This is a genomic window from Micromonospora sp. NPDC005291 (assembly GCF_040607415.1).
Classification (GTDB): Bacteria; Actinomycetota; Actinomycetes; order Mycobacteriales; family Micromonosporaceae; genus Micromonospora.
In genome coordinates this window covers 307,709-330,453 of the sequence record NZ_JBEXGR010000005.1, presented here as the reverse complement: position 1 = coordinate 330,453, position 22,745 = coordinate 307,709, and the positions used below count along the sequence as shown (strand labels likewise).

General features: G+C 71.0%; 27 protein-coding genes. 14 read left to right on the top strand and 13 right to left on the bottom strand.

What is annotated here, in order from left to right; all coding sequences use genetic code 11:
- Positions 1-21 precede the first annotated feature (21 nt).
- Entirely contained in the window at positions 22-483 is a 462-nt protein-coding gene (locus ABZT18_RS10155) for an SRPBCC family protein (RefSeq protein WP_354993816.1), read from the top strand.
- A 98-nt stretch (positions 484-581) separates the two neighbouring features.
- Positions 582-839 carry a hypothetical protein gene (locus ABZT18_RS10150; protein ID WP_354993817.1) on the top strand — a complete coding sequence of 86 codons (258 nt, stop codon included), beginning with the start codon at positions 582-584 and terminating at the stop codon, positions 837-839.
- On the opposite strand, the gene ABZT18_RS10145 is transcribed toward ABZT18_RS10150, so the two are convergent.
- Entirely contained in the window at positions 797-2,104 is a 1,308-nt protein-coding gene (locus tag ABZT18_RS10145) for an MFS transporter (protein WP_355250975.1), read from the bottom strand. The genes ABZT18_RS10150 and ABZT18_RS10145 overlap by 43 nt on opposite strands.
- Before the next feature lie 158 nt (positions 2,105-2,262).
- Between ABZT18_RS10145 and ABZT18_RS10140 the strand changes: the two genes are divergently transcribed.
- Positions 2,263-2,472 (top strand): hypothetical protein, encoded by a 210-nt coding sequence (locus tag ABZT18_RS10140; protein ID WP_355250972.1) that lies wholly within the window; start codon positions 2,263-2,265, stop codon positions 2,470-2,472.
- Here ABZT18_RS10140 and ABZT18_RS10135 read toward each other — a convergent pair.
- Positions 2,469-2,918 (bottom strand): hypothetical protein, encoded by a 450-nt coding sequence (locus tag ABZT18_RS10135; RefSeq protein WP_354993820.1) that lies wholly within the window; start codon positions 2,916-2,918, stop codon positions 2,469-2,471. The two genes, ABZT18_RS10140 and ABZT18_RS10135, sit on opposite strands and share 4 nt — an antisense overlap.
- 162 nt (positions 2,919-3,080) lie before the next feature.
- Here ABZT18_RS10135 and ABZT18_RS10130 point away from each other — a divergent pair, with 162 nt between their 5' ends.
- Entirely contained in the window at positions 3,081-3,434 is a 354-nt protein-coding gene (locus ABZT18_RS10130) for a DUF6401 family natural product biosynthesis protein (RefSeq protein WP_354993821.1), read from the top strand.
- A 67-nt stretch (positions 3,435-3,501) separates the two neighbouring features.
- Here ABZT18_RS10130 and ABZT18_RS10125 read toward each other — a convergent pair whose 3' ends face one another.
- A complete protein-coding gene (locus tag ABZT18_RS10125; RefSeq protein WP_354993822.1) occupies positions 3,502-4,311 on the bottom strand; it encodes a hypothetical protein in 810 nt (269 codons plus the stop codon).
- Positions 4,312-4,510: 199 nt separating this feature from the next.
- On the opposite strand from ABZT18_RS10125, the gene ABZT18_RS10120 reads away from it, so the two are divergent.
- The 3 genes from ABZT18_RS10120 to ABZT18_RS10110 all read left to right on the top strand — a co-directional run bounded on the left by ABZT18_RS10120 (position 4,511) and on the right by ABZT18_RS10110 (position 8,755).
- The gene (locus ABZT18_RS10120; protein ID WP_355250969.1) at positions 4,511-6,649 is read left to right on the top strand and encodes a SpoIIE family protein phosphatase; all 2,139 of its coding nucleotides are present in this window, start codon (positions 4,511-4,513) and stop codon (positions 6,647-6,649) included.
- A 27-nt stretch (positions 6,650-6,676) separates the two neighbouring features.
- Positions 6,677-7,354 carry an HAD family hydrolase gene (locus tag ABZT18_RS10115; protein ID WP_355250966.1) on the top strand — a complete coding sequence of 226 codons (678 nt, stop codon included), beginning with the start codon at positions 6,677-6,679 and terminating at the stop codon, positions 7,352-7,354.
- Between the two features lie 105 nt (positions 7,355-7,459).
- A complete protein-coding gene (locus ABZT18_RS10110; protein WP_354993825.1) occupies positions 7,460-8,755 on the top strand; it encodes a cation:proton antiporter in 1,296 nt (431 codons plus the stop codon).
- Between the two features lie 50 nt (positions 8,756-8,805).
- Here the strand turns inward: ABZT18_RS10110 and ABZT18_RS10105 are convergent, their stop codons facing one another.
- The 3 genes from ABZT18_RS10105 to ABZT18_RS10095 all read right to left on the bottom strand — a co-directional run bounded on the left by ABZT18_RS10105 (position 8,806) and on the right by ABZT18_RS10095 (position 10,978).
- Positions 8,806-9,765: an FAD-dependent oxidoreductase gene (locus ABZT18_RS10105; protein WP_354993826.1), complete on the bottom strand. Its 960-nt coding sequence runs from the start codon at positions 9,763-9,765 to the stop codon at positions 8,806-8,808.
- Positions 9,766-10,005: 240 nt separating this feature from the next.
- The gene (locus ABZT18_RS10100; protein ID WP_354993827.1) at positions 10,006-10,194 is read right to left on the bottom strand and encodes a DUF397 domain-containing protein; all 189 of its coding nucleotides are present in this window, start codon (positions 10,192-10,194) and stop codon (positions 10,006-10,008) included.
- Positions 10,181-10,978, bottom strand: coding sequence for a helix-turn-helix transcriptional regulator (locus ABZT18_RS10095; RefSeq protein WP_354993828.1), 798 nt, complete (start codon positions 10,976-10,978; stop codon positions 10,181-10,183). Before ABZT18_RS10095 ends, ABZT18_RS10100 begins: the two co-directional genes overlap by 14 nt.
- Positions 10,979-11,230: 252 nt before the next feature.
- Here ABZT18_RS10095 and ABZT18_RS10090 point away from each other — a divergent pair, with 252 nt between their 5' ends.
- The 3 genes from ABZT18_RS10090 (at position 11,231) to ABZT18_RS10080 (ending at position 12,349) form a co-directional block, all read left to right on the top strand.
- Complete coding sequence (locus ABZT18_RS10090; RefSeq protein WP_354993829.1) at positions 11,231-11,506, top strand: hypothetical protein; 276 nt, start codon at positions 11,231-11,233, stop codon at positions 11,504-11,506.
- Positions 11,503-11,856, top strand: a complete 354-nt coding sequence (locus tag ABZT18_RS10085) for a hypothetical protein (RefSeq protein ID WP_354993830.1) — start codon at positions 11,503-11,505, stop codon at positions 11,854-11,856. The genes ABZT18_RS10090 and ABZT18_RS10085 overlap by 4 nt, the downstream gene beginning before the upstream one ends.
- A 277-nt stretch (positions 11,857-12,133) precedes the next feature.
- The gene (locus tag ABZT18_RS10080; RefSeq protein WP_354994054.1) at positions 12,134-12,349 is read left to right on the top strand and encodes a DUF3072 domain-containing protein; all 216 of its coding nucleotides are present in this window, start codon (positions 12,134-12,136) and stop codon (positions 12,347-12,349) included.
- Positions 12,350-12,441: 92 nt separating this feature from the next.
- On the opposite strand, the gene ABZT18_RS10075 is transcribed toward ABZT18_RS10080, so the two are convergent.
- The 3 genes from ABZT18_RS10075 to ABZT18_RS10065 all read right to left on the bottom strand — a co-directional run bounded on the left by ABZT18_RS10075 (position 12,442) and on the right by ABZT18_RS10065 (position 17,888).
- Positions 12,442-12,942 carry a metallophosphoesterase gene (locus ABZT18_RS10075; protein WP_354993831.1) on the bottom strand — a complete coding sequence of 167 codons (501 nt, stop codon included), beginning with the start codon at positions 12,940-12,942 and terminating at the stop codon, positions 12,442-12,444.
- 83 nt (positions 12,943-13,025) lie between these two features.
- On the bottom strand, positions 13,026-15,908 hold the full coding sequence (locus tag ABZT18_RS10070) for a ricin-type beta-trefoil lectin domain protein (protein WP_354993832.1): 2,883 nt from the start codon (positions 15,906-15,908) through the stop codon (positions 13,026-13,028).
- A 150-nt stretch (positions 15,909-16,058) separates the two neighbouring features.
- Complete coding sequence (locus ABZT18_RS10065; RefSeq protein WP_354993833.1) at positions 16,059-17,888, bottom strand: glycoside hydrolase family 15 protein; 1,830 nt, start codon at positions 17,886-17,888, stop codon at positions 16,059-16,061.
- A 122-nt stretch (positions 17,889-18,010) separates the two neighbouring features.
- Between ABZT18_RS10065 and ABZT18_RS10060 the strand changes: the two genes are divergently transcribed.
- Positions 18,011-18,598, top strand: a complete 588-nt coding sequence (locus ABZT18_RS10060; RefSeq protein ID WP_355250963.1) for a general stress protein — start codon at positions 18,011-18,013, stop codon at positions 18,596-18,598.
- Positions 18,599-18,645: 47 nt separating this feature from the next.
- Here ABZT18_RS10060 and ABZT18_RS10055 read toward each other — a convergent pair whose 3' ends face one another.
- A complete protein-coding gene (locus ABZT18_RS10055; RefSeq protein ID WP_354993835.1) occupies positions 18,646-19,233 on the bottom strand; it encodes a DUF1684 domain-containing protein in 588 nt (195 codons plus the stop codon).
- Between the two features lie 33 nt (positions 19,234-19,266).
- Positions 19,267-19,836, bottom strand: a complete 570-nt coding sequence (locus ABZT18_RS10050) for a WHG domain-containing protein (protein ID WP_355250960.1) — start codon at positions 19,834-19,836, stop codon at positions 19,267-19,269.
- A 59-nt stretch (positions 19,837-19,895) separates the two neighbouring features.
- Between ABZT18_RS10050 and ABZT18_RS10045 the strand changes: the two genes are divergently transcribed.
- Complete coding sequence (locus tag ABZT18_RS10045) at positions 19,896-20,384, top strand: FBP domain-containing protein (protein ID WP_354993837.1); 489 nt, start codon at positions 19,896-19,898, stop codon at positions 20,382-20,384.
- Here the strand turns inward: ABZT18_RS10045 and ABZT18_RS10040 are convergent.
- A complete protein-coding gene (locus ABZT18_RS10040) occupies positions 20,374-20,919 on the bottom strand; it encodes a GNAT family N-acetyltransferase (protein WP_354993838.1) in 546 nt (181 codons plus the stop codon). The genes ABZT18_RS10045 and ABZT18_RS10040 overlap by 11 nt on opposite strands.
- Before the next feature lie 86 nt (positions 20,920-21,005).
- On the opposite strand from ABZT18_RS10040, the gene ABZT18_RS10035 reads away from it, so the two are divergent.
- Positions 21,006-21,488 carry a MarR family transcriptional regulator gene (locus ABZT18_RS10035; RefSeq protein WP_355250957.1) on the top strand — a complete coding sequence of 161 codons (483 nt, stop codon included), beginning with the start codon at positions 21,006-21,008 and terminating at the stop codon, positions 21,486-21,488.
- Positions 21,489-21,497: 9 nt separating this feature from the next.
- Positions 21,498-22,484: a pirin family protein gene (locus ABZT18_RS10030; protein WP_354993840.1), complete on the top strand. Its 987-nt coding sequence runs from the start codon at positions 21,498-21,500 to the stop codon at positions 22,482-22,484.
- Between the two features lie 37 nt (positions 22,485-22,521).
- Here the strand turns inward: ABZT18_RS10030 and ABZT18_RS10025 are convergent, their stop codons facing one another.
- Complete coding sequence (locus tag ABZT18_RS10025; RefSeq protein WP_354993841.1) at positions 22,522-22,650, bottom strand: hypothetical protein; 129 nt, start codon at positions 22,648-22,650, stop codon at positions 22,522-22,524.
- Between the last annotated feature and the right edge of the window lie 95 nt (positions 22,651-22,745).

The window sequence follows — 22,745 nt, the reverse complement described above, 5'->3', positions numbered from 1 at the left end:
GCGACTGAAGGAGGTTCCCCGATGAGTGGTGTTACCGAACATGTCGACGTTTCTGTGCCCGTACGCACCGCGTACGACCAGTGGACGCAGTTCGAGGAGTTCCCCGAGTTCATGGAGGGCGTGCAGGAGGTCCGGCAGCTCTCCGACACGATGACCCACTGGACGGTGGACATCGCCGGGGTGAAGCGTGAGTTCGACGCCGAGATCACCGAGCAGCTTCCCGACGAGCGGGTCGCCTGGCGCTCGACCGGCGGCACCCAGCAGGCCGGCGTGGTGACCTTCCACCGGCTGGACCAGGACAAGACCCGGGTGACCCTGCAGCTCGAGTTCGAGCCGCACGGGGTGGTCGAGCAGGCCGGCGACAAGCTCGGCATCGTCGATCGGCGTGCCAAGGGCGACCTTGAGCGGTTCAAGACCTACATCGAGCGGCGCGGTCAGGAGACCGGCGCCTGGCGCGGCTCGGTGGACCGTCCGCAGCCGTGATCCTGAGCAACGACACGCGATGGCCGCCGGAGTTCCGGCGGCCATCGCCGTACGCGCGGCACCGTTTGCGATCATCGCGCCCGGGTACGGCTGATGGCATGACCGACGACAACAGGGTGTGGCGGGACGAGGAACGACTTCCGTTGGAAGAGCTGGAGCGCGCCGTGTCGGGCTCCAGCCTCGACGGGCAGGCCGACGACGTGACCGGCAACGACGCAGGCGAGGAGGCCGCATTCGGGCACGGGCCGGCAGCGGCGGACCGTGACGGGCAGGCCCAGGGCGGCGGCCAGGAGCCCACCGACCCGGAGCGCGCCTACCGTCCGTCCACCACCGGCCGGACCGGGCCCGACGTCTGAGACTCCCCAGCGAGCTGGGCGGGGACCGACTGCTCGGCCAGCTCCGGGGCGGGCCGGCCGGTCGAGCGGCGGGCACCCAACTCGTAGAGCACGATCAACGCCAACGCGAGCACCACCAGGGCCGAACCCAGCACCTCGACAGACGTGTTGCCGATCAGCACGCCGAGCCCGGCCGGGACGAGCGCCGCGCCGATGCCGGCGGCGCCGATCTGAAGCCCGATGGCCCGGTCCGCGTGCGCAGGGCCGACCCGGTCGGCGGTGGTGAGAGTGAGCAGCGGGAACACCGGTGCGGCGGCGAAGCCGACCACGACCAGGCCGAGCACCGCCAACGCGGCCGGCCCGGGGATGGCGATCAGCACCGCGCCCACGGCCATTCCGGCCAGGCTGACGCGCAGCACCAGCCCGGATCCCAGCCGCTCGGCCACCACGCCCTGCACCACCCGGCCGATGAAGAGGCTGCCCCAGTACGCGGAGACGCAGCCGCCGGCCACCGAAGCGCTCAGGCCACGCCCCTCGGTCAGCAGCAGGAACGCCCACAGGCCGGCGGACACCTCGATGGCGACGTACAGCACGAAGGCGAGCGTCCCCGACCAGACCGCCGGCAACCGCAGCGTCGCCCGGACCGGGACCCGAACCTGCGGCGATGTGCCGCCACTCGCACTCGCGGCGGCGGCGCCCGTCTCGGTAGCGCCCGGGACGCTGCGTTTCCAGGCCCGGACGGTGAGCGCGAACGCGGCGGCGAGAACGAGCTGGGCGGCGGCCACGATGCCGTACCCCCAGCGCCAGGCGAGACCTGCGCTCAGCGCGGCGGTCATGATCAGCGGGCCGATCGCCACGCCCAGGCCGAAGAAGGCGTGCAACCAGTTCATGTGGCGCGGGCCGAAGGCCCCGGCGGCGTACGCGTTGAGCCCGGAGTCGACCGCACCGGAGCCGAGCCCGAGCAGCAGCGCGCATCCCACCAGCACGGCCAGCGCAGGGCTCAGGGAATAACCGGTCAACGCCAGGCTGGCCAGCAGGGTGCTGCCGGCGAGCAGCGCACCCACACCGACCCGGGCCAGCGTGAACCCGGCCAGCACGCTGGAGGTGAGATAGCCGATGGTGCCCGCGGTGAGCACCAACCCGACCGCCTCGGTCGGTACGCCGAAGTCGCCCCGGATCGAGGGCCAGCCGACGCCGAGCAGACCGTCGGGCAGGCCGAGGCTGACGAACGCCAGGTAGGCCAGCAGGAGCAGCGAGGCGCGAGGGCGCGAGGGCGTGGTGGACACGAGACACCATCCTGCCGCAGCGACACCCTAGCGCCGGAGGCACCCGATCGTTCGCGGCGGCAAGAAGTCGTGCCCGGATGGTCGAAAAAACGGACAGCTCATCCAGAATCGGCCGATCGGAGGACGGCAAGCCGGCTGGTTCGCGTAAGAATTTCGGAATGCATCAAGGCTCCGGAATCCTCTCATCGCGTCAGCGTCGGTTCGCCTGGCTCGGCTTCCTGCTCGCCGCGCTGCAGGCACCCGTGTCCGCCTGGCTCGTCGCCGACGAGTCGTGGCTGTTCAGCCTGTGCGTCGCACTGATGGTGGCCACGGTGATCATCGCCGACGACGCGGCACGGCGGCGCCCGGCAGGCGCGACCGGCGACTAACCTTCGCTGCCCGGTCGGGCCTCGTGCCCCGGCCGGCCCCGGCTGCGGCGGCGTTCCTTCATCTCCGCCTCGTAGAGGTGGCGTCGCCCGCCCACCAACTCGTCGCGGGCCTGCTGGTCCAACTCCCGGAACAGCGCGTGGTAGCCGTCGTCGAAATCCTCGACGATCTGGAATGTCCACCGGCCGGCGATGACGTTGCGGCCCAGCAACTCCCTGTCGATCCGGTCGGCCAGCTGCGGATGGCCGGCGGCGCGGAACTGCTCCACCGCGTCGTCGAGCATGAGGTCGGCATGCCCGATCAGCTGGTGCAGCGAATACAGATGCCCCCGGGCCCGCTCCACGCACTCCAGCGCCTCGCTGAGCTTGCCGAGCGCGGCGATCGTCGCGTCGCTCACCCCGGCCGGCCGCCGGTGCTGCTCGTCCGGTCCGTCCGTCTGCTGTCCCATCCGTGCCTCCGTGCCGTGTGCCGCCATGTGCGGGTGGTTCTCCTGCTGCCCCGTCTGTGCCGGATCAACCCCCGCGGTCAGCCCCGGTCGCCCAGTGGCACAGCCGACATCCGCCGAGCGGCCGAGGTCGACGCGGTCACCGGTCGGTTAGCCTCGGTCACCATGCGTGTGCCGTTCAACCGGGTCGCCTCCCGTACCGCCGTCGACTCGGCGCGGTCCACCCTGGCCGCCCTCACCGTCTCCGTCGGCACCGTCGGGCTCGCCGCCGCCGCCGCTCGACCAGGGCTGCTGGCCCTCGTCGACCAGCACGCGGCCGCCGTACGCGACAGCCTCGACGGTGACCGTCAACCGCTGACCGCAGCGACGCTCGCCGGCTACGCCGAGGGGGTCCGCGTGGCCGCCCTGGAGCACGGTTGGGCGCCGCCGAGCGGGCCGGTGGACTGGAGCCACCCGGAGTGGCTGCTCACCCGACTGCTCGCGGTCTGCGCGTTGGCCCGCTCGCTCGACCGGGCCTGACGCGGGCGGGGAGGGCATTCCGCGTCGCACGCGGAACACCCTCCCACCGGCCGTGCCGTTCCCGCCGCTACGAGCGGTATTGCTGGGCCTCGTCCACCTGGGGCATGGCCTGGGTGCGGTCGCCCCCACGGTCGGCCATCTGGCGCTCCACGTCGCTACGCCCGGCCGCCGTGGCCTGACGCTGCTGCTGCACCGCCCGAGCTTCCTTGGCCGCCCGATCCAGCCAGCCGTCCCAGCGGTTCTGCATCGGCTTCACGAGACCACCACCGACACCGATGATCAGGATGCCGGCCACCGTGGCGAGCACCGCGATCAGGACCGGGGTGGTCACCGTGGTGGCGATACCCACCTGGTTCAGCGCGGCGATCACGCCGAGAGCGATGATGAAGATCGCCGTCAGGTCGGCCAGGACCTTGCCGTAGGAGAGCCCTCCCAGCGCCCCGGTGACCAGATCCCGGACGGCGTTGGCGATCGCGGCCGCCACCACCACCACGATGATCGCGACGAACGCCCGTGGCAGCCACGCCACCACACCGCTGATCAGGTCACTGATCGCGTTGGGTCCCCAGACGCCGAAGGCGAACTGCAGGGTGAACAGCAGGACTGCGTAGTACGCCAGTCTGGCCAGGATGTCGCTGGCGTCGTACTTCGTTCTCTCCAGTGCCCGTTTGATGCCTCCGCGTTCGACCGCCTCGTCGAAGCGCACCCGTTCCAGCACCGTGTCCACGATCTTGAGGACCGCTCTGGCGATGAGCCAGCCGACCACGAGGATGACGATGAAGGCCACTGCCTTCGGGATGAAGAGCAGCACCGACCTCCAGGTGTCGGCGATGGCATCACCGATATCGGCCTGCCGGACCGCGAGGGTTTTCAGCATGATGTCCCTCCTGTCGCATGGACTGCGCCGGGCGCATACCCGGCAACCGGAGTGGCAGTCCGCGCAGCACGCCCCATTTTTTGCGACAAGCCGCCGGACAGGGGCCTTGAACTGCCCGAACGGCCACCGGCGAGGAGGGCGACGACGGCCCGCCGCCATGATCGGATGCCTTTTCCGATCGGCCGACTAGGCTGCGGACATGCCAGGAACGGTCGGGCGAGTCCCCACGCCAGCAACTCCGGGCCCAGGCGCATCCACCGGGCCGAGCGCGCCCGCTGCCGTGCTCGCCCACGACTGGGCCGGCACCCCGCTGGGCCCACCCGAGGGCTGGGACGTGGCGATCCGGGCCGTGGTCGAGCTCATCCTCGCCTCGCCGATGCCGATGGCCCTGGCGTACGGCGACGACCTCGTCCTGCTCTACAACGCCGGCTACGCCGAGTTGCTGGGCACCAAGCACCCGGGCGCCCTCGGCCGTCCGGCCGCCGAGGTGTTCGCCGACATCTGGGCGCTGCCCGGTCTCGGTGCGGTGATCGAGCGCACCTACCGGCAGGGCGTGCCGTTCCTGGAGAAGGAATCCACCGTCCCGCTGGCCCGTGGGCACTCCGCGACGGTGGAGCAGGCGGTCTTCACCCGGGGCTACTCGCCGGTGCGCGACAGCGCCGGGCAGATCGTCGGCGTGTTGATGGTCGCGGCCGAGACCACCCACGTCACCGAGCAGTTGCAGAGCCTCAGCGAGGTGGCCGCGGCGCTCGCCGGCACGCTCACCCTCGACGACGTGGCCCGGGTGGCGCTGCGGTACGCGATCACCACGTTCGACCCCGACCAGGCCTCGTTCGGGGTCGACGAGGGCGGCGGCGGTTGGCGCATGGTGCGCCGGGTCCGTGGCGAGTTGCTGGACGAGGCCGACGAGCGACTTCCCCCGCTCTGGCGGCGCGCGCCGGCGGACTGGTCGGCTCCGGTGGTGCAGGCGGCACGCTCCGGCGGCCCGACGTTCGCCAGCGACGGGCAACCGCTGCGCGAGACCGCGGTGGACCGCCACGACCAGAAGATCCGCTCGATGGCGGCCCTGCCCCTGGGCACGTCGGTGGTCCGCGGTGGGCTGGCGGTCGGCTACCAGGTGCCGCACACCTGGTCGCCCGCCGAGCGGGCGCTCCTGGCCGCCTCGGCCGAGCTGATCGGCCAGGCCGCGGAGCGGGCCCGCCGGTTCGAGACCCAGCACGGCACCGCTCAACTGTTGCAACGCAGCATGTTGCCGGAGCACCTGCCGGACCTGCCCCGGCTGCGGATCGCGGCACGCTACGACCCGGGGGTGGACGGCAACGCCGCCGGCGGCGACTTCTACGACGCTTTCCTGCTGCCCAACGGCGGCCTCGGCGTGGTGTTGGGCGACGTCGCCGGGCACGACGTGCAGGCCGCCGCGCGGATGGGGCAGGTCCGCGCCGCGCTGCGCGCGCTGGCCCTGGCCGACCCGGCGCCCGACGCGGTGCTGGCCGGGCTGGACCGGCTGGTGACCAGCCTGGGCGCGGAGGCCGGCACACACGAGCTCTTCGTCACCGTGGCGTTCGGGGTGATCGACGCGGAGCGGCGGGAGCTGACCCTGGCCAGCGCCGGTCACCCCGCGCCGCTGATCCGCCGTAGCGACCCGGATGGCCGCTCCCACGCCGAGTACGTCGACGTGCCGGCCGGCCCTCCGCTGGGTCTGGGCGGCCGGCCGGGCACCACCACGGTCGCGTTCCGCCCCGGTGACACCCTGCTGCTGTTCAGCGACGGGGTGGTGGAGCGTCGCCGGCACAGCCTCAGTGCCGGGCTGGCCACCCTCGGCGACGCCGTCGGCAAGGCCGCCAGTGGCGACCCCCGCGCGCTCTGCGCGGTGGCCACCGCAGCGGTACCGGGCGGCACCGAGGACGACGTGGCCGTGCTGGCGGTCGAGCACGCGCTCAAGCCGAGTCGCTCGGCGAGCATGGAGGTGCCCGCGGAGCCGACCGCGCCCAGCCGGGTCCGACACTGGATGACCGGCCAGCTCACCGAGTGGCAGGTGCCCGAGTCGGTGATCGGGGCGGCCGTGCTGTGCACCAGCGAGCTGACCACCAACGCGTTGCTGCACGCCGGCACCGCCGCCCGGGTGGAGATCGACCTCAGTCCCGAGCGGCTGCTGGTCTCGGTCGCCGACTCCGGCACCCGGGGGACCGTGACCCGGACCCGCACCGACACGTTGAGCAGTCGCGGGCGCGGTCTCGGCCTGATCGAGGAACTCAGTGACGCCTGGGGCACCGACCCGGCGGTCCGCGGCTCCACGGTCTGGTTCGAGATCCTCACCCCGCCGGCCGAGCGCCCCTGAGACCACCCGAACGGGTAGGAGGACGCCATGCGTACCGACGGGCTCGCCGGGGTCCTCTTCGACGTCGACGGCACCCTGGTCGACACCACCTACCTGCACACCGTGAGTTGGTGGGAGGCGTTACGCCAGACCGATCAGCCGGTGCCGATGGCGATGGTGCACCGCTCGATCGGGATGGGATCTGACAAGCTGCTCGACCACCTGCTCGGCCCTGAGCGGGACCGCGACGCCGACACGAAGCTGCGCGACGCGCACGACACCCTGTACGCCGAGTACTGGGAGCGGCTCACGCCGCTTCCCCGGGCTGCGGACCTGCTGCGCGCCTGCGCGGAGCGAGGGCTACGGGTGGTGCTCGCCACCTCCGCCTCGGAACCTGAGGTCGGCGCGTTGCGACGGGCGCTGGCCGCCGACGATGTGATCGACACGGTCACCTCCTCGGCGGACGCCCAGCAGAGCAAGCCGGCCCCGGACATCCTGGTGGCCGCGTTGGAGCAGTCCGGGTTGGCCGCCGAGCGGGTGGTCTTCGTCGGCGACTCGGTGTGGGACGTCGTCGCGGCCGGCAGGTTGAACATCCCGTGTGTGGGGTTGACGTGCGGCGGCACCAGCCGCGGCGAGCTGGCCGGCGCTGGCGCGGTGGCGGTGTACGACGACCCGGGCGCGCTGTTGGCCGAACTGGCAAACTCGCCGCTGACCCGACCGCGCTGAGGCTCACTCCGGTTCACCGGCTCGTACGCGCATAGCCGGCGGCCCTGTGGGGCAAGGTCTGTCTCCGCCTGCCCGCGCCGCGCGGGTGCGCGGAGGGATGGTGCCGTGGAGCCGGTAGATGTGGCGTTCGCGCTGGTGGGCCTGGGCGCTCTGCTCGCGGGCATCCTGCCGCGGGTGTTGGAGCAGCGCCCACTGTCCATGCCGATCGCCTTCCTCGCCCTCGGCATGCTGGTGTTCCTGCTGCCCGTCGGACTGCCCACACCGGACCCGCTGGCCCACCCGGAGTTGGCCACGCACCTCACCGAGATCGGGGTCATCGTCGCCCTGATGGGCGCCGGGCTCAAGATCGATCGGCCGTTGAGTTGGAGACGGTGGTCGTCCACCTGGCGACTGCTGGCCATCGCGATGCCACTGTGCATCGCGGCAGTGGCACTGCTCGGCTGGTGGTGGGCGGGGCTGGTGCCGGCCGCCGCACTGCTGTTGGGCGCCGCGCTGGCCCCGACCGACCCGGTGCTCGCCGCCGACGTGCAGGTCGGCGAGCCGACGGACGTGGAGGACTCCGAGGACGAGGTCCGCTTCGCGTTGACCTCCGAGGCTGGCCTGAACGACGGGCTGGCGTTCCCGTTCGTCTACGCCGCCATCGCCATCGCCTCGACCAGCCTCGCCCCGCGCGACTGGTTGGCCGAGTGGTTCGCCGTGGACGTGCTCTGGAAGGTGAGCGCCGGGGTGGGGGGCGGCCTGCTCATCGGCTGGCTGCTCGGCAAGCTGTTCTTCCGCGCGCCCAGCAAGCTGCGGCTGGCCCGGCACGCCGAGGGCTTCCTGGCGCTGGCCGCGACGTTCCTGGCGTACGGGCTGGTGGAGGTGATCGGCGGGTACGGCTTCCTGGCGGTGTTCGTGGCCGCCCGGGCGATCCGGGCCGCCGAGCGGACCCACGAGTTCCACTCCGTGCTGCACGACTTCGCCGAGCAGGTCGAACGGCTGCTCACCCTGGTGCTGTTGCTGCTGCTCGGCGGTGCGATCGTGGGTGGCCTGCTGGTCCCGCTGACCTGGCCTGCGGCTGCCGTCGGGTTGGCGCTGGTGTTCCTGATTCGGCCGCTGATGGGCTGGTTGTCACTGCGCGGCGCGCCGGGCCGGCCGGCCGAGCACTGGGTCATCTCGTCGTTCGGCATCCGGGGCGTCGGCTCGTTCTACTACCTCGCGTACGCCACCACGAAGGCCGACTTCCCGCAGGCCGAACTGCTCTGGGCGACCGTCGGGCTGGTGGTGCTCGTGTCCGTGGTGGTGCACGGCATCACGGCGACGCCGGTCATGCAGTTGCTGGACCGGGAGGGCGAGCGGACCTCCGACCCGAGCGAACGTGACGCTGATGCCCGGCCCGTCGCCACGGCCGGGCACGCCTGAGCACGCGACCACCCGCCCCGGCGAGCCGGACGCGGTCAGGCCAGGCGCGGTCAGGCCAGTTGGGCGGCCAGGGCACGGCCGAGGTCCCGGCCCGAGCGCCAGGCGCTCTGGACCCGGGGCTTGCCGAACGCGTCGCCGGCCAGGCCGATCCCGTCGGCATCCAGGTGGTGGGTGTCGCCGCCGGCGCCGCTGGTCGGCTTCGCGTACGTCCAGCGATGCACGTGCACGTGGACGGCCTGCTCGGGCAACCCCAGCAGGTCCCGGACGGCTTGCTCGATCGCCGGGCCGGCCCCGGTGGGCTGGGCCAGGTGCCCGGCGGCGAACTCCGGCACGGTGTGCGCGACCAGCACCGGGGCACCGTCACCGCGCCGGTCGCCGTCGTCGCAGACGAGGTTGAGGACCGGGTGGTCGTTGACGAACGCGCCACGGATGTCCGGCCAGCGCCGGGTCGGGAAGCGCAGCACCGCGGCCAGTGACGGTGACCAGCGCTGCGCCTGCACGACCCGGGTGGCGTCGGTAAGGGCCGGGTCGAGCAGGAGTGCGGCCTGCGGGCCCGGCATGGCCAGGGCGACCGCCGCGCACGGCGCGCCGTCCACGGCCGGCCCGGGCTCCACGCTGAGCACCAGCCGGTCCACGGTCACCGGCACCGCGCCGGCCAGGTGCTCGACCAACGAGCGCAGCCCACGCGGGGCGGCGAAGCGCATCGGCCCGGGCACGTCGTGGTGCCCGTTCCGGTCGTACGCCTGGAAGGTGTCGGTCCATTCGCGGACCAGGCCTGCGGCGCCCCACTGCTCGACCACGGCAGCGAAGTCCGGGTCGGTGGCGGTGAAGTATGCGGCACCGATGTCCGCGGGCCGACCCTCGAAGCGTTTGCTGGCCATCCGGCCACCGCAGACGTGCCCCCGCTCCCGGACCTGCACCGGCACCCCGGCCCGGGTCAGCTCCACCGCGCAGGCCACCCCGGCGATGCCCGCCCCGACCACCACCACACCCGACCGGTCCACGCTCATCCGGTGATCGTAGGTCGCCGTCCGTGGGCATGAAGCGCCTCGCCCATTGATCGACCCGACCGATGACCCGCCAGCGCTCTACGTGCTCTACACCAGGCACGCCAGGCTGCTTGGCCTGGCCCTGAGGCTTGGGCCTTCCATCGGCCACGCGCTGGGCTCGATCGCCACCCGTGAGGCGAAGGCGCCCAACAACGAGGCAGGCCCCCAGCATCACGCTGAAAGACCTGCCTTTTCGTCCTGTTAGGACTGCTTGGCGAACCCGACGAACGACTGCCAGGTGGTCGGCTCGAAGGCCAGCACCGGGCCGGACGGGTCCTTGCTGTCGCGGACGGCAATCACTCCAGGCAGGTTGTCGGCCACCTCAACGCAGTCGCCGCCGCTCGTTCCGCTGCGGGTTGATTTCTTCCACTGAGCGCTACTGAGGTCCATGCTGGCTCTCTACTTCCTTCAAGAGGGCTACCGATAGGTTGTGCGGGAGGGCTACGCCCCTCACGCTCTCCCATCTCGCCATCAGCGTAGCGACTCCACCCTCAACATCCACGGGAGTGCCTGCAAGCTGGTTCTCCAGGTGTCCGACCCATGCGCCGTCCGGAAGCATGGCCAAGGCCAGTGGCCCGGACAGCCCGACGTGTAGGCCGGCGGCGGCTGGAATCACATGGATGTGGATGTGAGGCAGCTCCGACATCCTCAGCAGATGCGCAAGCTGCTCGACCATGATCGCGTCAAGCCGGCGCAGTGCGGACTCATCAATAACCGCGATCACCTGCGGAGGTCGCTCGCGTCGCAGGACCTCTTGACGCTCCAGCCGAGAGGCGACCTGCTGTTCGACCTCATCCTCCGGGCGAGTGTCATCGAAGCGCAGGACCGCTCGCGCGTAATTCGCCGTCTGGAGCAGGCCGGGGATGAGCGTTGGGTTGAAGTACCGGAGCTGCTTCGCGGCGCGCTCGGCATCGAGCCAGGGCTTGAACCAGCTCGGCTGCCCGTCGCGCTGCGCCTCCTTCAGCAGGTACTCGAACAGGCCCCCGGTCTCCAGGATTTCGTCCGCACGCCGGGCGTATGGCAGGTCCAACGCGCGGGTGCCAGTCTCCACGGCGGACACGGTCGAGCCCGAGTAGTTCGTGCGCTTGCCGAATTCATCCTGGTTCATGCCAGTCAGCGTGCGCTGCCTGCGGAGCTGGGCACGGATCATATCGGCCGTCTGCTCGCGCTCCAAGGGTCCTCCAGGGGTTCGCCAAGATCACCAAGCGTCACCAGATCCGGACGGTGAACACCAGACCATCACCGAGACCAGCGAGAACGCCTTCCGAGGGTAGCGGCGTCCTCACCAGACTGTGAAGTGCGCGGTGCCGAGTTGCTTCCCCCTTGGTACCTCGGCACCGCGCCCCGAGGATTCGGGGTCCGGGTCGTGGAGGGGGATTGGAGTTCGCGGCCCGGACTCCGTGCAACTGCAAGGAGGGGTGCGTCCGTGGATGACGACGATGCCGATCTGGCCCAGCCGAGGCACCGGCCGCATCGGTCGAAGCGCTTCCCGGGTGGCCGCAAGTGCGCGTGCCCCTTCTGCCGCACCGCCCGCAAGTCGAAGCGGACCAACGACGCCCCGGCGCAGCGGGTCACGCGGTATGACCCGCCCCTGGTCGGCGGGTTCGTACCGCCCTTCAGTCCCTCGTGGAACGCCCCAACAGAGATCAACTGGACCTTGGCCGCCGAGATGGTGACCCGTAGGCAGGAGACGACCCAATGAGCCTCAGCACTCAGGCGCCACCGCCCCTCGCCGGCCCGAAGCCCAGCCGCCCGCGCGATCACCGCACGCGGAAGCCCCACACCCCACTGCGTCCGATGTGGTTCTGCCGGGTGGATGGCCAGCCGTGGCCCTGCGCGGAGGCCAAGCTTCTACTCAGGGCCGAGTTCGAGGACAACAGGCCCGGCCTCTCGATCTACCTGGCGGGCATGTTCTACGAGGCGACCAAGGATCTGTACCACCTGAACCCGCACGACGGGCCGACCCCGCGAGAGCTGTACGAGCGCTTCGTCGCGTGGGGGCCGTTCCGCAAGCCCGCCGTCGATCCCTCCGAGGGTGCCGGCGGCGCATAGGTGCCCTCAGCAAGTGGCCCGAGCGCCCGTACACACTGAAGCTCCCGAACGACAGCCCGATCGGACGGGCGGGCCAACCTCGATAAGGCTGGCCCACTTCGTTCCACGCGGGTACCGGCGCATTCGGCGTCCGCAGGCCGAGATGATCGAGCAGTCGACGCGCCCGGTCCACAGCGGGTCACCACCAGACGGCGGCGGGGCGGCAGCGGCCGTCGGCGAGCATGAACCACCGAGTATCGGGGTACTGGCACACCTGTTCGAAGAGAGGGTGATGACGATGACGGACCGCAGCAACGAGCACGCCGACCCGCGCGGCGCGATCAAGGACCCCGACGAGTGGGTCACCGGCGACGAGCCGCCGACGGCGGCGCAGGAGTCCTACCTGAACACGCTAGCCCGTGAGGCCGACGCGGACCTCCCGGACGACCTCACCAAGGCCGAGGCGTCCAAGCAGATCGACGAACTCCAAGCCCAAACAGGCCGAGGCCAGTAACCCCACCCCACCCCTGCGCGATCTTGCACTTTCTGTCGCGACATAACACACATTCCTCGCGATACACCGACAGCAAGTGCAAGATCGCGGGGTCAGGGGCGGGGAAGACTGTGCAGGCGCACCTGAGCCAGGCTGCCCGCGCGGATCTCGGCGGTGAGGTAGGTGGCGTGGGGTTGGGAGCGGCGGTCGGTGGGTGAGCCGGGGTTGAGTAGGCGCAGCCCACCGGGCGCTTCGGTGTCCCACGGGATGTGCGAGTGCCCGAACACCAGCAGGTCGACATCGGGGAACCGGGCCGCGCACCGCTCCTCGCGGCCGGTCCGTGGCCCGGTCTCGTGCACCACCGCGACCCGCAGGCCGTCGAGCTCGACCTGAGCCACCTCCGGCAGCCGGGCGCGCAGCGCCGGGCCGTCGTTGTTGCCGTACACCCCGATCAGTCGGCGCGAACGTACGGTCATCGCGTCGAGGAGCGCCTCGTCCACCCAGTCGCCAGCGTGCACCACCACGTCCGCCTCCTCGATGGCCGTCCAGAGCGCCCCAGGCAGATCCCGGGCCCGCTTTGGTAGGTGGGTGTCCGTCGTGAGTACGAGCCGCATCCCGGCATTCTCCCCCGAGCCCTGGCCGCCCACCCGGGGACGCGGGTGGACGGCCGGACTCCGCCCCACGAATCAGGGGCCGGTCACGGCAGGGTCCAGCGTTGCGCCCCGGTGCCGTTGCAGGTCCAGATCCGCAGTTGCCTGCCGTCGGTGAGGTCGGAGTTGGGGATGTCCAGGCAGCGCCCGGACTGTGGGTTGCGCAGGCTGCCGTCCGGCTGGGCGGCCCACTGCTGGGCCCCACTGCCGTTGCAGTCGTAGAGCTGCACGAGCGTGCCCTCGGCGGTGCCGCTCGCCTTCACGTCCAGGCACTTGGTGAGGCCGCGCACCGTGCCGTCGCCGGGCAGGGTCCAGCGCTGCGCGGCGGTGCCGTTGCAGGTCCAGGTCTGCACCGGGGTGCCGTTGGCGGTCTGGCTGGAGGCGATGTCCGCGCACTTGCCGAGGGCCTTGACCTCCCCGGAGCGCGGCCCGCCAACGCCGACCCCCGGCCCGGTGAAGGTGTAGCTGTCCACGTCCAGCAGCGCGCCGCTGCCGCCGGTGAAGACCAGGAACAGGTCGTGGGTGCCGTCGTCGGGCTTGGTCACCGTGGCGCTGAAATCGGTGTAGTTGTCCCAGCCGCCGGTGTTCGGCACCGCGATCCGGGCGACCTCGGTGCCGGTGGGTGAGTCGTACCGGAAGGAGAGCGCGCCCCCGGGGCCGCCGGAGGAGACCCGTGCCCGGACTCCGGTGATCCCCTTGAGGCTCACCGCGTGGTGCCGGACGTTCTCGCCGTTCTGGATGTCACCCAGTCGCTTGCCGCCCTCGGCCGCCGCCTGGTCGATCACCTTGGGCCCGTTGAGCTGGACGAAGTGCTCGGCCTGCCACTGTTTCGGGTAGAGGCTGATGTCCTTCTCCCCGGTCAGGACGGCCGAGCCGGTCGCGCCGCGATCGACGTAGCTGCCCCGGAGTACGAAGAACAGCACCGAGTCGGGGCCGGCGTGCACCGGGCCGGTGTTGAAGGTGGCGCCGCAGCCGGTCCCTTCCCCCTCCTCGTGGGCGTGCTCCTGGTGTCCGAGTGCGGCCCGGAGGACCACCGTGGAACAGGCTGGCGTGCCGTCCTGCGGGTCGCTGGCGGTGGCGCTCACCGTCAGGTCCTGCCCCCAGTCGAAGAGCCCGCCAGCGGGCAGTCCGTTCAGGGTGACCGTCGGCCGGTTGTTGCCGACGACCACCGGCACCAGTGTGGTCGCGCTGCGGCCGGTGCCGTCGCTGACGGTGAGCCGGGCGCTGTAGCTGCCGTTGGCGGAGTACGTGAAGGACGGGTTCGCGGCGGTCGAGTCGGGGCTGCCGTTGTTGGTGAAGTCCCAGGCGTACGTCAGCGGGTCGCCGTCCGGGTCCGTGCTGCCGGCGCTGGAGAAGGTCACGGCCAGCGGGGCCAGGCCGTTGTCCCTGTTGACGGTGGCCTTGGCCACCGGCGAGCGGCCACCCTGGACGTAGTTGATTTTGTAGAGACCGGCGTCGACGGCGCCGGAGAAGTAGCCGCTGCCGTACTCAAGTAGGTAGAGCGAGCCGTCCGGGCCGAACTGCCAGTCGATGGGGTGGACGAGTTTCATGCCGGAGAGCACCGGCTCGATCACCGTCGGCGCGCCGGTGGACGGGTTGCCGTTGTCGAACTGGACCTCCTTGATCCAGTTGCGGCAGTACTCGGAGATCAGCCACTTGTTGTCGTAGTAGGCCGGCCACTTCACGTCCGAGACGAGGTTCGGGTCGTAGTGGTAGACCTCGACGTGGTTGGGCGAACCGCACCCACCCGGGTTGTCCAGTGCCGGCCAGTCCTCGCTGCCACCGTGCTGCTCCCAGACCAGCGCCGGCTTTGTGGGCGGGAGCTGCTGCAGACCGGTGTTGCGGGGCGAGTTGTTGACCGGGCCGGTCGAGCCGCCGCACGGGAACCAGCCGCGCGGTGCGGCAGCGCCGAAATCCCAGTCGTTGTAGGCGACGTTCGGGCCGCCGCAGAACGGCCAGCCGTAGTTGCCGGGCGCGGTGGCCCGGTTGAACTCGTCGTACGCCGCCGGGCCCCGGTTGGCGAGGTCGACGCCGGCGTCCGGGCCGACCTCGCCCCAGTAGAGCGTGTTGTTGGCCTTGCGGTCGACCCAGATCCGGTACGGGTTACGCACGCCCATCACGTAGATCTCCGGGCGGGTTCGCGCGGTGCCGGCGGCGAAGAGGTTGCCGGAAGGGACGGTGTAGCTGCCGTCGTTCTCCGGGTGGATCCGATTGATCTTTCCGCGCAGGTCGTTGGTGTTGCCGGAGGTGCGCTGGGCGTCGTACTGCGGGTTGCGGTTCGTCCGCTCGTCGATCGGGGCCATCCCGGCGGAGTCGCCGCCGGAGTTGGTGTTGTCGCCGACGGCGAAGTACATGTTGCCGGCGGCGTCCCAGCTCATCGAGCCGGCCGAGTGGCAGCACAGGTCCCGCTCGGTGGGCCACTCGATGAGCATGTCCTCGCTGGCCGGGTCGAGCAGCAGGGTGGACGGGTTGAAGGTGAACCGACTGATCCGGTTGACCAGTGGGGTGACCTTGGGCGAGTAGAAGAGGTAGACCCAGCGGTTGCTCGCGAAGCTCGGATGCAGGGTGATGCCGATCAGGCCGTCCTCGAACCGGGCGTCCAGGGCCAGGGTCAGCGCGACCGTGGTGAAACTCGTCGCCGGGTTGTAGAGGCGGACCTGGCCGCCGGCGCTGCTGGTGCCCCGGTTGATGTAGAAGACCTTGCCGTCGGGGGCGACGGCCAGTTCGATGGGTTCCCCCATGGCGAGCCCGCCGTCGAGGGCGATCTTCTCGAAGCCGACGGTGGCGGGCGGTGCCAGGGCCACGTCCGCCCGCGCCGGGGATGCGGTTGCCGGACGCTCGGCGGTGGCCGGCGGGGCCAGGAAGAGGGTGGCGAGAAGGGTGAACAGGGTGGTGGCGACGACGAGACGTCGGCGCGGAGTGCGGGACACGAGACCTCCAGCTGTCCGGGGGATCTCGGTGCCGCTCCCGCCGACTGGAGGAGCACCGTGGTGTCCCGGACATTAACGTCTTTCACTGGAAGGCGATAGAACTTCGCTTCAATAGATAGAAAGATGCCAACATCTGGATGAAAGTACGGCTCAGCCGCGCGTCGGGGTGAAGTGTGCCGGAGGCATACCGCAGTCGCGCAGCGCCGGGTCCCGCTCGACGTCGGTGAGCACACCGGCAGCGTTGATCAGGCCAATGTGCGAGAACGCCTGCGGGAAGTTGCCCAACTGCTCCCCGGTCAGCGGGTCGATCTGCTCGGCGAACAGACCCAGGTCGTTCACCCGACCAGCCAGGGCGTCGAACAACTTGTGCGCCCGGTCCCGCTCACCGGCCAGCGCCAGGCAACCCACCAACCAGAACGAGCAGATGACGAACCCCGCCGGGTCACCGTCCCAGCGCCGCAGCAGGCCGTCGTGCGACAGCCTCTCCTCCACGGCACGGATCGTCGAGCGCATCCGCGGATCGTCGGCCCGTAGAAACCCCACCAACGGCATCACCAGCACGGACGCGTCCATGTCGTCGGAATCGAAACTCCCGGTGTACGCCCCGAGCCGGTCGTTCCACCCCCGTTCGAACACGGCGGCGTGCACCTCGTCGCGGGCAGCGGCCCAGCGGGCCACGTCCTGCGGCTGGCCGAGCCGGTCGCCGAAGCGGACCGCCCGATCCAGGGCGACCCAGCACTGCACCTTCGAGGACACGTGGTGGTGCTGGATTCCACGCTCCTCCCACATCCCCGCGTCCGGTAGCTTCCAGTCCTGCACAGCCTGGTCGGCGAGCACCCGGAGCAGGTGGTAGACCTCCGGGTCGAACGGCTCCAGCTTGTCGCGCATCAGCCAGGCGGCATCCAACGCCTCGCCGAAGATGTCGGTCTGCCGCTGCCGCCACGCGTCGTTGCCGATCATCACCGGCGGACTGTCCCGGTAACCGCCGAGCTGCTCCAGGCGGTGCTCGGTGAGGTCCCGCTCCCCCAGCACCCCGTACATGATGGGCACCGGCTGGTCGTTGATCATGCCCATCGCCCGACCCAACCAGGCGAACTGCCGCCGCACCTCGTCGAAGCACGCCGACCGCCACAGCGCCCGAAGGGTGTGGCTGAAGTCCCGCACCCAGACGTAGCGGTAGTCGTAGTTCCGGTCGCCGCCGAGTTTCTCCGGCAGCGAGGTGGTCGCCGCGGCCACCACCGCGCCGCTGGGCCGGTATGTCATGCCCTGCACCACCAGCGCGCTGCGCCGGACCTGCTCGCCGTAGAGGCCGTCGTACTCGTGCTGCCGGACCCAGGAGCGCCACCCGTCGACCGTGTCGGCGATGGTCCGGTCGGCGTCCGGCACCTCTGGTGCCGGGGCGTCGTAGGTCGGGGCGTACCCGAGGGAGAAGTTGTGGGTCGTGCCGGCGCGGGCGGTGAACGTCGCGGTGGCCTCGGCGTCGCTGCAGCTCAGCCGCACGCTGCCCCGCAACGTGAGCCGGGCGGCCCCGGCGATGGCCTCCAGCGTGCCGTCCCGTTCGACGAGGTACGCGGTGGTCCGCCCGTATTCGAAGCGGGGTCGGTAGTGCACCCGCATCGGCACCTCGCCGGAGAGGCCCTGCACGCTGCGGACCAGCACCTGCGGCGAGTGCAGCCCGATGTCGTGCCCACGCGCGCCGGGCTCGAAGGCGAGCGCGTCGGTCAGTGCCACCTCCCCCTGGCTGGTGCGGAAGACGGTCCGCAGCACGAGGGTGTCGTCGAGGTAGCAGCGCTCGACGGTGAAGTCCCCCTCGGGGCGGATCGACCAGTGCCCGCCGCCCTCGCCGAGCAGTCGCGCGAACACCGATGGCGCATCGAAGCGGCCCGGGCACCACCAGTTCACCGAGCCCGAGCGGTCCACCAGCGCCGCGCTGCGGCCGTCGGCGAGGAACCCGTAGTCGCTGATCTGTCCGCTCTCCACCTGACTGGCTACCCGGGCCGACCGCGCGCATTCTCCCCAGGAGGGGACCGCATTCACCGTGCTGGCTGGCGTTACCGGTCGGCGTGGACGGGAACCCGGCAGGCTGACGAGGGAGGATGCTCATGACGTCAGCTTCGGGGCCGACCGCCGCTTGGCGGTCCGGCACACAGGGTGGCGACCTGCTTCCAGCCGGGCCGGCCGGCCGCCTGTCGACGCCGACAGGTGACGGCCGCGGGCCGGAGACCGGCCCGCCCACCGTGACGATCGGCTCGTACCCGGACTATCCGGCCGCGCAGCGGGTCGTCGACTATCTGGCCGACAACCGCTTCCCGGTGGAGCACAGCGCCATCGTCGGCACCAACCTCACCCTGGTGGAAACGGTGCTCGGGCGGATGACCACCGGACGAGCCGGCCTGCTCGGCGCCGGCACCGGTGCCTGGTTCGGGCTCTTCATCGGCCTGCTGTTCGGCATCTTCACCGTCGGCAACTGGCTGGCGGTGATCCTGGTCGGGCTGGTCATCGGTGCGATCTGGGGTGCCGTGTTCGGCGCGGTCGCCCACGCGATGACGGGCGGGCAGCGCGACTTCACCTCGGCCAGCTCACTGCGCGCCGGCCAGTACGCGGTGACCGTCGACGCGCAACTCGCCGACCAGGCCCGGCAGCTGCTGGGTCGGATGCAGATGCCCAGCTCGGCCACGGACGCCCGCTGAGCGACGACCGACCGCCCGTCCCGGCAACACTCGGGGCGGGCGGCCGTTCAGTCGTGGTACGCCAGCTCGCCGGCGCGGATCTCGACGTCGACCCGGTTCTCCGGTGGCGCCAGTGGGCAGGCCCAACGGTCGTCGTAGGCACAGCTCGGGTTGTAGAGGTAGTTGGCGTCCAGCCGGACTCGGTCGCCGGGCAGCAGCTCGACGCCCCGGCCGAAGGTGCCCTTCACGGTGTCGGTGAGGTACCGGCCTCCCCCGTACGTCCCCCGCCCGCAGGTGCCGTCGCGCAGCGGTACGAACAGCCCGCCCCCGTACGCCTCGATCCACCACAGGGTCAGCGGCCCCCAGGGGGCCTCGGCCACCGCCACCCGCCGGTACGCGACCACGCCGTCCGGGCCGCCGGTGTCGACTCGCAGCTCGCCGCTGGCCGGGCGCAGCGCTGCCTCCACCACGGCATCCGGGTTGGCCGGAAAGTAGCGCACCCCAGCAAAGTCGGGACGCTCCGCCGGGGGAATCGGGCTCTGCGGGTGGCTGGCGAAGAGTTCGTCGCGGCCGGCACGGAACCCGGTCAGGTCGACGTCGGACAGGTACAGCCTGGCCACCCGCTCCCGCCAGTCGGCGAGCTCCAGATCATCCACGCCACCGAGCCTATGCCGTCGCGCCGTGGGATCTCACTGCGGCGGCCAGTTGGTCAGAACGGCGTCGAGAGCGTCCAGGGTGCGCGACCACGAGTCGTCCGCCGTACGCGGGGTGTGGCGGAAGCCGCCGGTCGTCTCCAGGCTCACGAACCCGTGGAACGTGCTGTGCATCATCCGTACCGCGTCGGTCTGGTCGGGCTCCGAGAGCCGGTAACCCCGCAGGATCGCCCGGGTCATCTCGGCGTGCCGGACGCCGGCGCTCGCGGCGGCCGTCTCCGGGTCCAGGTCGATCTGCATGGCGGCGTACCGACCGGGGTGCTGCCTCGCGTAGTCGCGGTACGCGTTGGCGAAGGCCACCAGCGCGTCCTTGCCGGCGCGGCCGGCGAGCGCGGCGGCGACCCGGTCGGCCAGCTCCCCGAGCGCCAGCAGCGCCACCCGGACCCGCAGGTCCCGCCCGTTCCTGATGTGGAAGTACAGGCTGGCGTCCTTGACGCCGAAATGGCGAGCGAGCGCGGCGACGGTCACGTTCGCCATGCCGATCTCGTCTGCCAGCTCCGCCGCGGCCAGGGTCAGGCGCTCGGCGGTCACCCCCGCACGTGCCATGCCGCACACCCCAACCTAGCCTTATTAATGGTTTGCCTAAGATGGCTAGTCTATTACCTATGTTAGCCGTGACCGAATCCGTCATCCGCACGTCCTTCGTCAACTGCACCAAGGGTGAGGCGAAGCGGCTGGCCGTACCGAACGATCTTGCAGCGCGCCCCTGGGACGACCTCGACTTCCTCGGCTGGCGGGACCCAGCGGCACCGCAGCGGGCCTATCTGCTCGCCGAAACCGACGGCAAGCTCGTCGGAGTGGTGCTGCGGGCCGCGACGCACCAGATCGGGCGCGTGCGGAGAAGCATGTGCTCGCTCTGCCTGACCACGCACCTCGGCGACGGCGTCTCGTTGATGACCGCCCGCAAGGCCGGTCCGGGTGGACGGCAGGGCGACTCCGTCGGCACGTACATGTGCTCCGACCTGGCCTGCTCGCTCTATCTGCGGGGAAAGAAGCAGGCCGGGCCTCCCATGCCCGAGCCGCTGCCCCTCCCGCAGAGGATCGACCGCGTCAGGTCCACCCTCGCGGCATTCCTCCGCAAGGTCAACGAGTGATCTGACGGTCGGTGGCCAGGCGGGCGTGCAGGTGCTCGTCGTAGCGGCGACCGTCGCCGTACTGGTACGACTCGCGCAGCGTCCCCTCCGCGGGGTAGCCAGCCCGGTCGGCGACCCGGCAGGAGGCCGGGTTTGCCACCGCGTGACACAACTCCACCCGGTGCAGCCGGAGGTCGGCGAACGCCCAGTCGGTGAGCCGGACGACAGCGCGCACCGCCACCCCGCGCCCGCGCGCCGCCGGCATCGTCCAGTAGCCGATGGACGCGTCGCCCTCGTGGATGCGGTGTAGCGACACCGAGCCCAGCAGTTCGCCGTCGGCGGCCGAGGTCACCGCCATCGAGGCGTGGCCGCCGGAGGACCAGTCGGCCCGGCGGCGAACCCACAGCAGCGCGACCTCGTCGTCGATCGGGCCGCCACCCTGCGGATTCCACTGGGCGATCGCCGGGTCGCGCAGGGCACCGCGCACCGCCGGGGCGTCCTCGTCCCGCCAGGGACGCAACAACAGGTCGGCAGCGGCGAGTTCCACGTGTTCCACGAGGCCGGAGTCTGGCACATCACACCAGGCCCCGCCCGCCCAATGTGGCACTAGTTAAAATTTGTACGAGTGCTATCGTCGGGAACGTGACCGAGAGCCTGGACAGCACCCGAGAGGCCGCCTGGCGCGCCTACATCGAGGCAAGCCAGCGTCTCTACACCCAGGTCGAAGAGGACCTACGCGCGGACAGCGACCTCAGCTTCGCCGACTACCACGTGCTGGTCCTGCTCTCCGAAGCACCGGGGCAGCGGCTACGGATGGGCGAGCTGGCCAGCCGACTCATCTTCTCTCCCAGCCGACTCACGTACCAGATCTCCTCCATGCAGCGCCGCGGCATGGTCAGCAAGGAGCCCTGCCCCGACGACCGACGCGGCAGCGAGGCGGTGCTCACCGCCGCCGGGCTGCTCGCCCTGCGGGAAGCCGCACCGCACCATCTGGCATCGGTGCGCACCTACCTGATGGACGACCTCGACGATGCCGAGGTCGCCTGCCTCACCCGGGTCTTCGGCCGGATCGGTGACCGCCTGCGGGCATCCCGGGCCAGCTCGACCACCCACGCCACGAGTTAGGAACCTCCGATGCCCGCGATCACCGTCGACAACGTTCTCGTCCTGCCCCGCCTGCCCCGGCTGGACGAGTCCACCACGTTCCGCCCGGTCCGCAAGGTGACCACCGCACCCACCGGCTTCGAGGGTGAGGGCTTCCCGGTCCGTCGAGCCTTCGCCGGGGTGTCGACCACCGACCTGGACCCGTTCATCCACCTCGACCAGATGGGCGAGGTCGACTACGCGCCGGGCGAGCCCAAGGGAACCTCGTGGCATCCGCACCGGGGCTTCGAGACCGTCACCTACATCATCGACGGCGTCTTCGACCACCAGGACTCGCACGGTGGCGGCGGCACCATCACCGACGGCGACACTCAGTGGATGACGGCCGGCCGCGGTCTGTTGCACATCGAGGCCCCGCCGGAGCACCTGGTGATGAGCGGTGGGCTCTTCCACGGCACCCAGCTCTGGGTCAACCTGCCCCGCTCGGCCAAGATGAACCCGCCCCACTACCAGGACATCCGGGGTCGGGAGTCGGCGCTGCTCACCACGCCCGACGGCGGCGCGCTGATCCGGGTCATCGCCGGTGAGCTCGCCGGGCACCGCGGCCCGGGTTCGACCTTCACCCCGATCACCATCACGCACGTCACCGTGCAGCCGGGGGCGCAGGTCGACCTGCCCTGGCAGCCCGAGTTCAACGCCCTGGTGTACGTCCTCGGCGGACGCGGCACGGTCGGCACCGACCGGCGGCCGGTGCGCACCGGCCAGCTCGCGGTGCACGGTCCGGGTGACGCGCTGCGGTTCAGCGCCGACACCGGGCAGGACAGCAACACCCCTGCGCTGGACCTTTACATCATGGGTGGCCAGCCGATCCGGGAGCCCGTGGCGCAGTACGGCCCGTTCGTGATGAACACCCGGGACGAGCTGATCCAGGCATTCGAGGACTTCCAGGCCGGCCGCCTCGGGGTGATCCCCACCGAGCGGCTGCCACACACCGGCGGTCAGGGCACTCGGCCCTGACCCACGGCCAACCGCTGAGATCGGCGCCAGCGCCGCCTCAGGAGACCACAAAAATCCCGGCGACTCCCAGAATCACCATCACCAACACGGCTACCAGCGCACCCCGTTCGCTCTCCACCGCCGGCTCGCGGTACTCGGTCACGGGATTCGTCGTGTCGCGGGGCATGGTGTGGTCTCCTCGGCTGTTGTCGCGTCGCTTCCGATGGCGTTGGCCAGGTCACCGGTCTTCCGGCCTGGCGTGCGGACCCGTGTCGGGGGCCC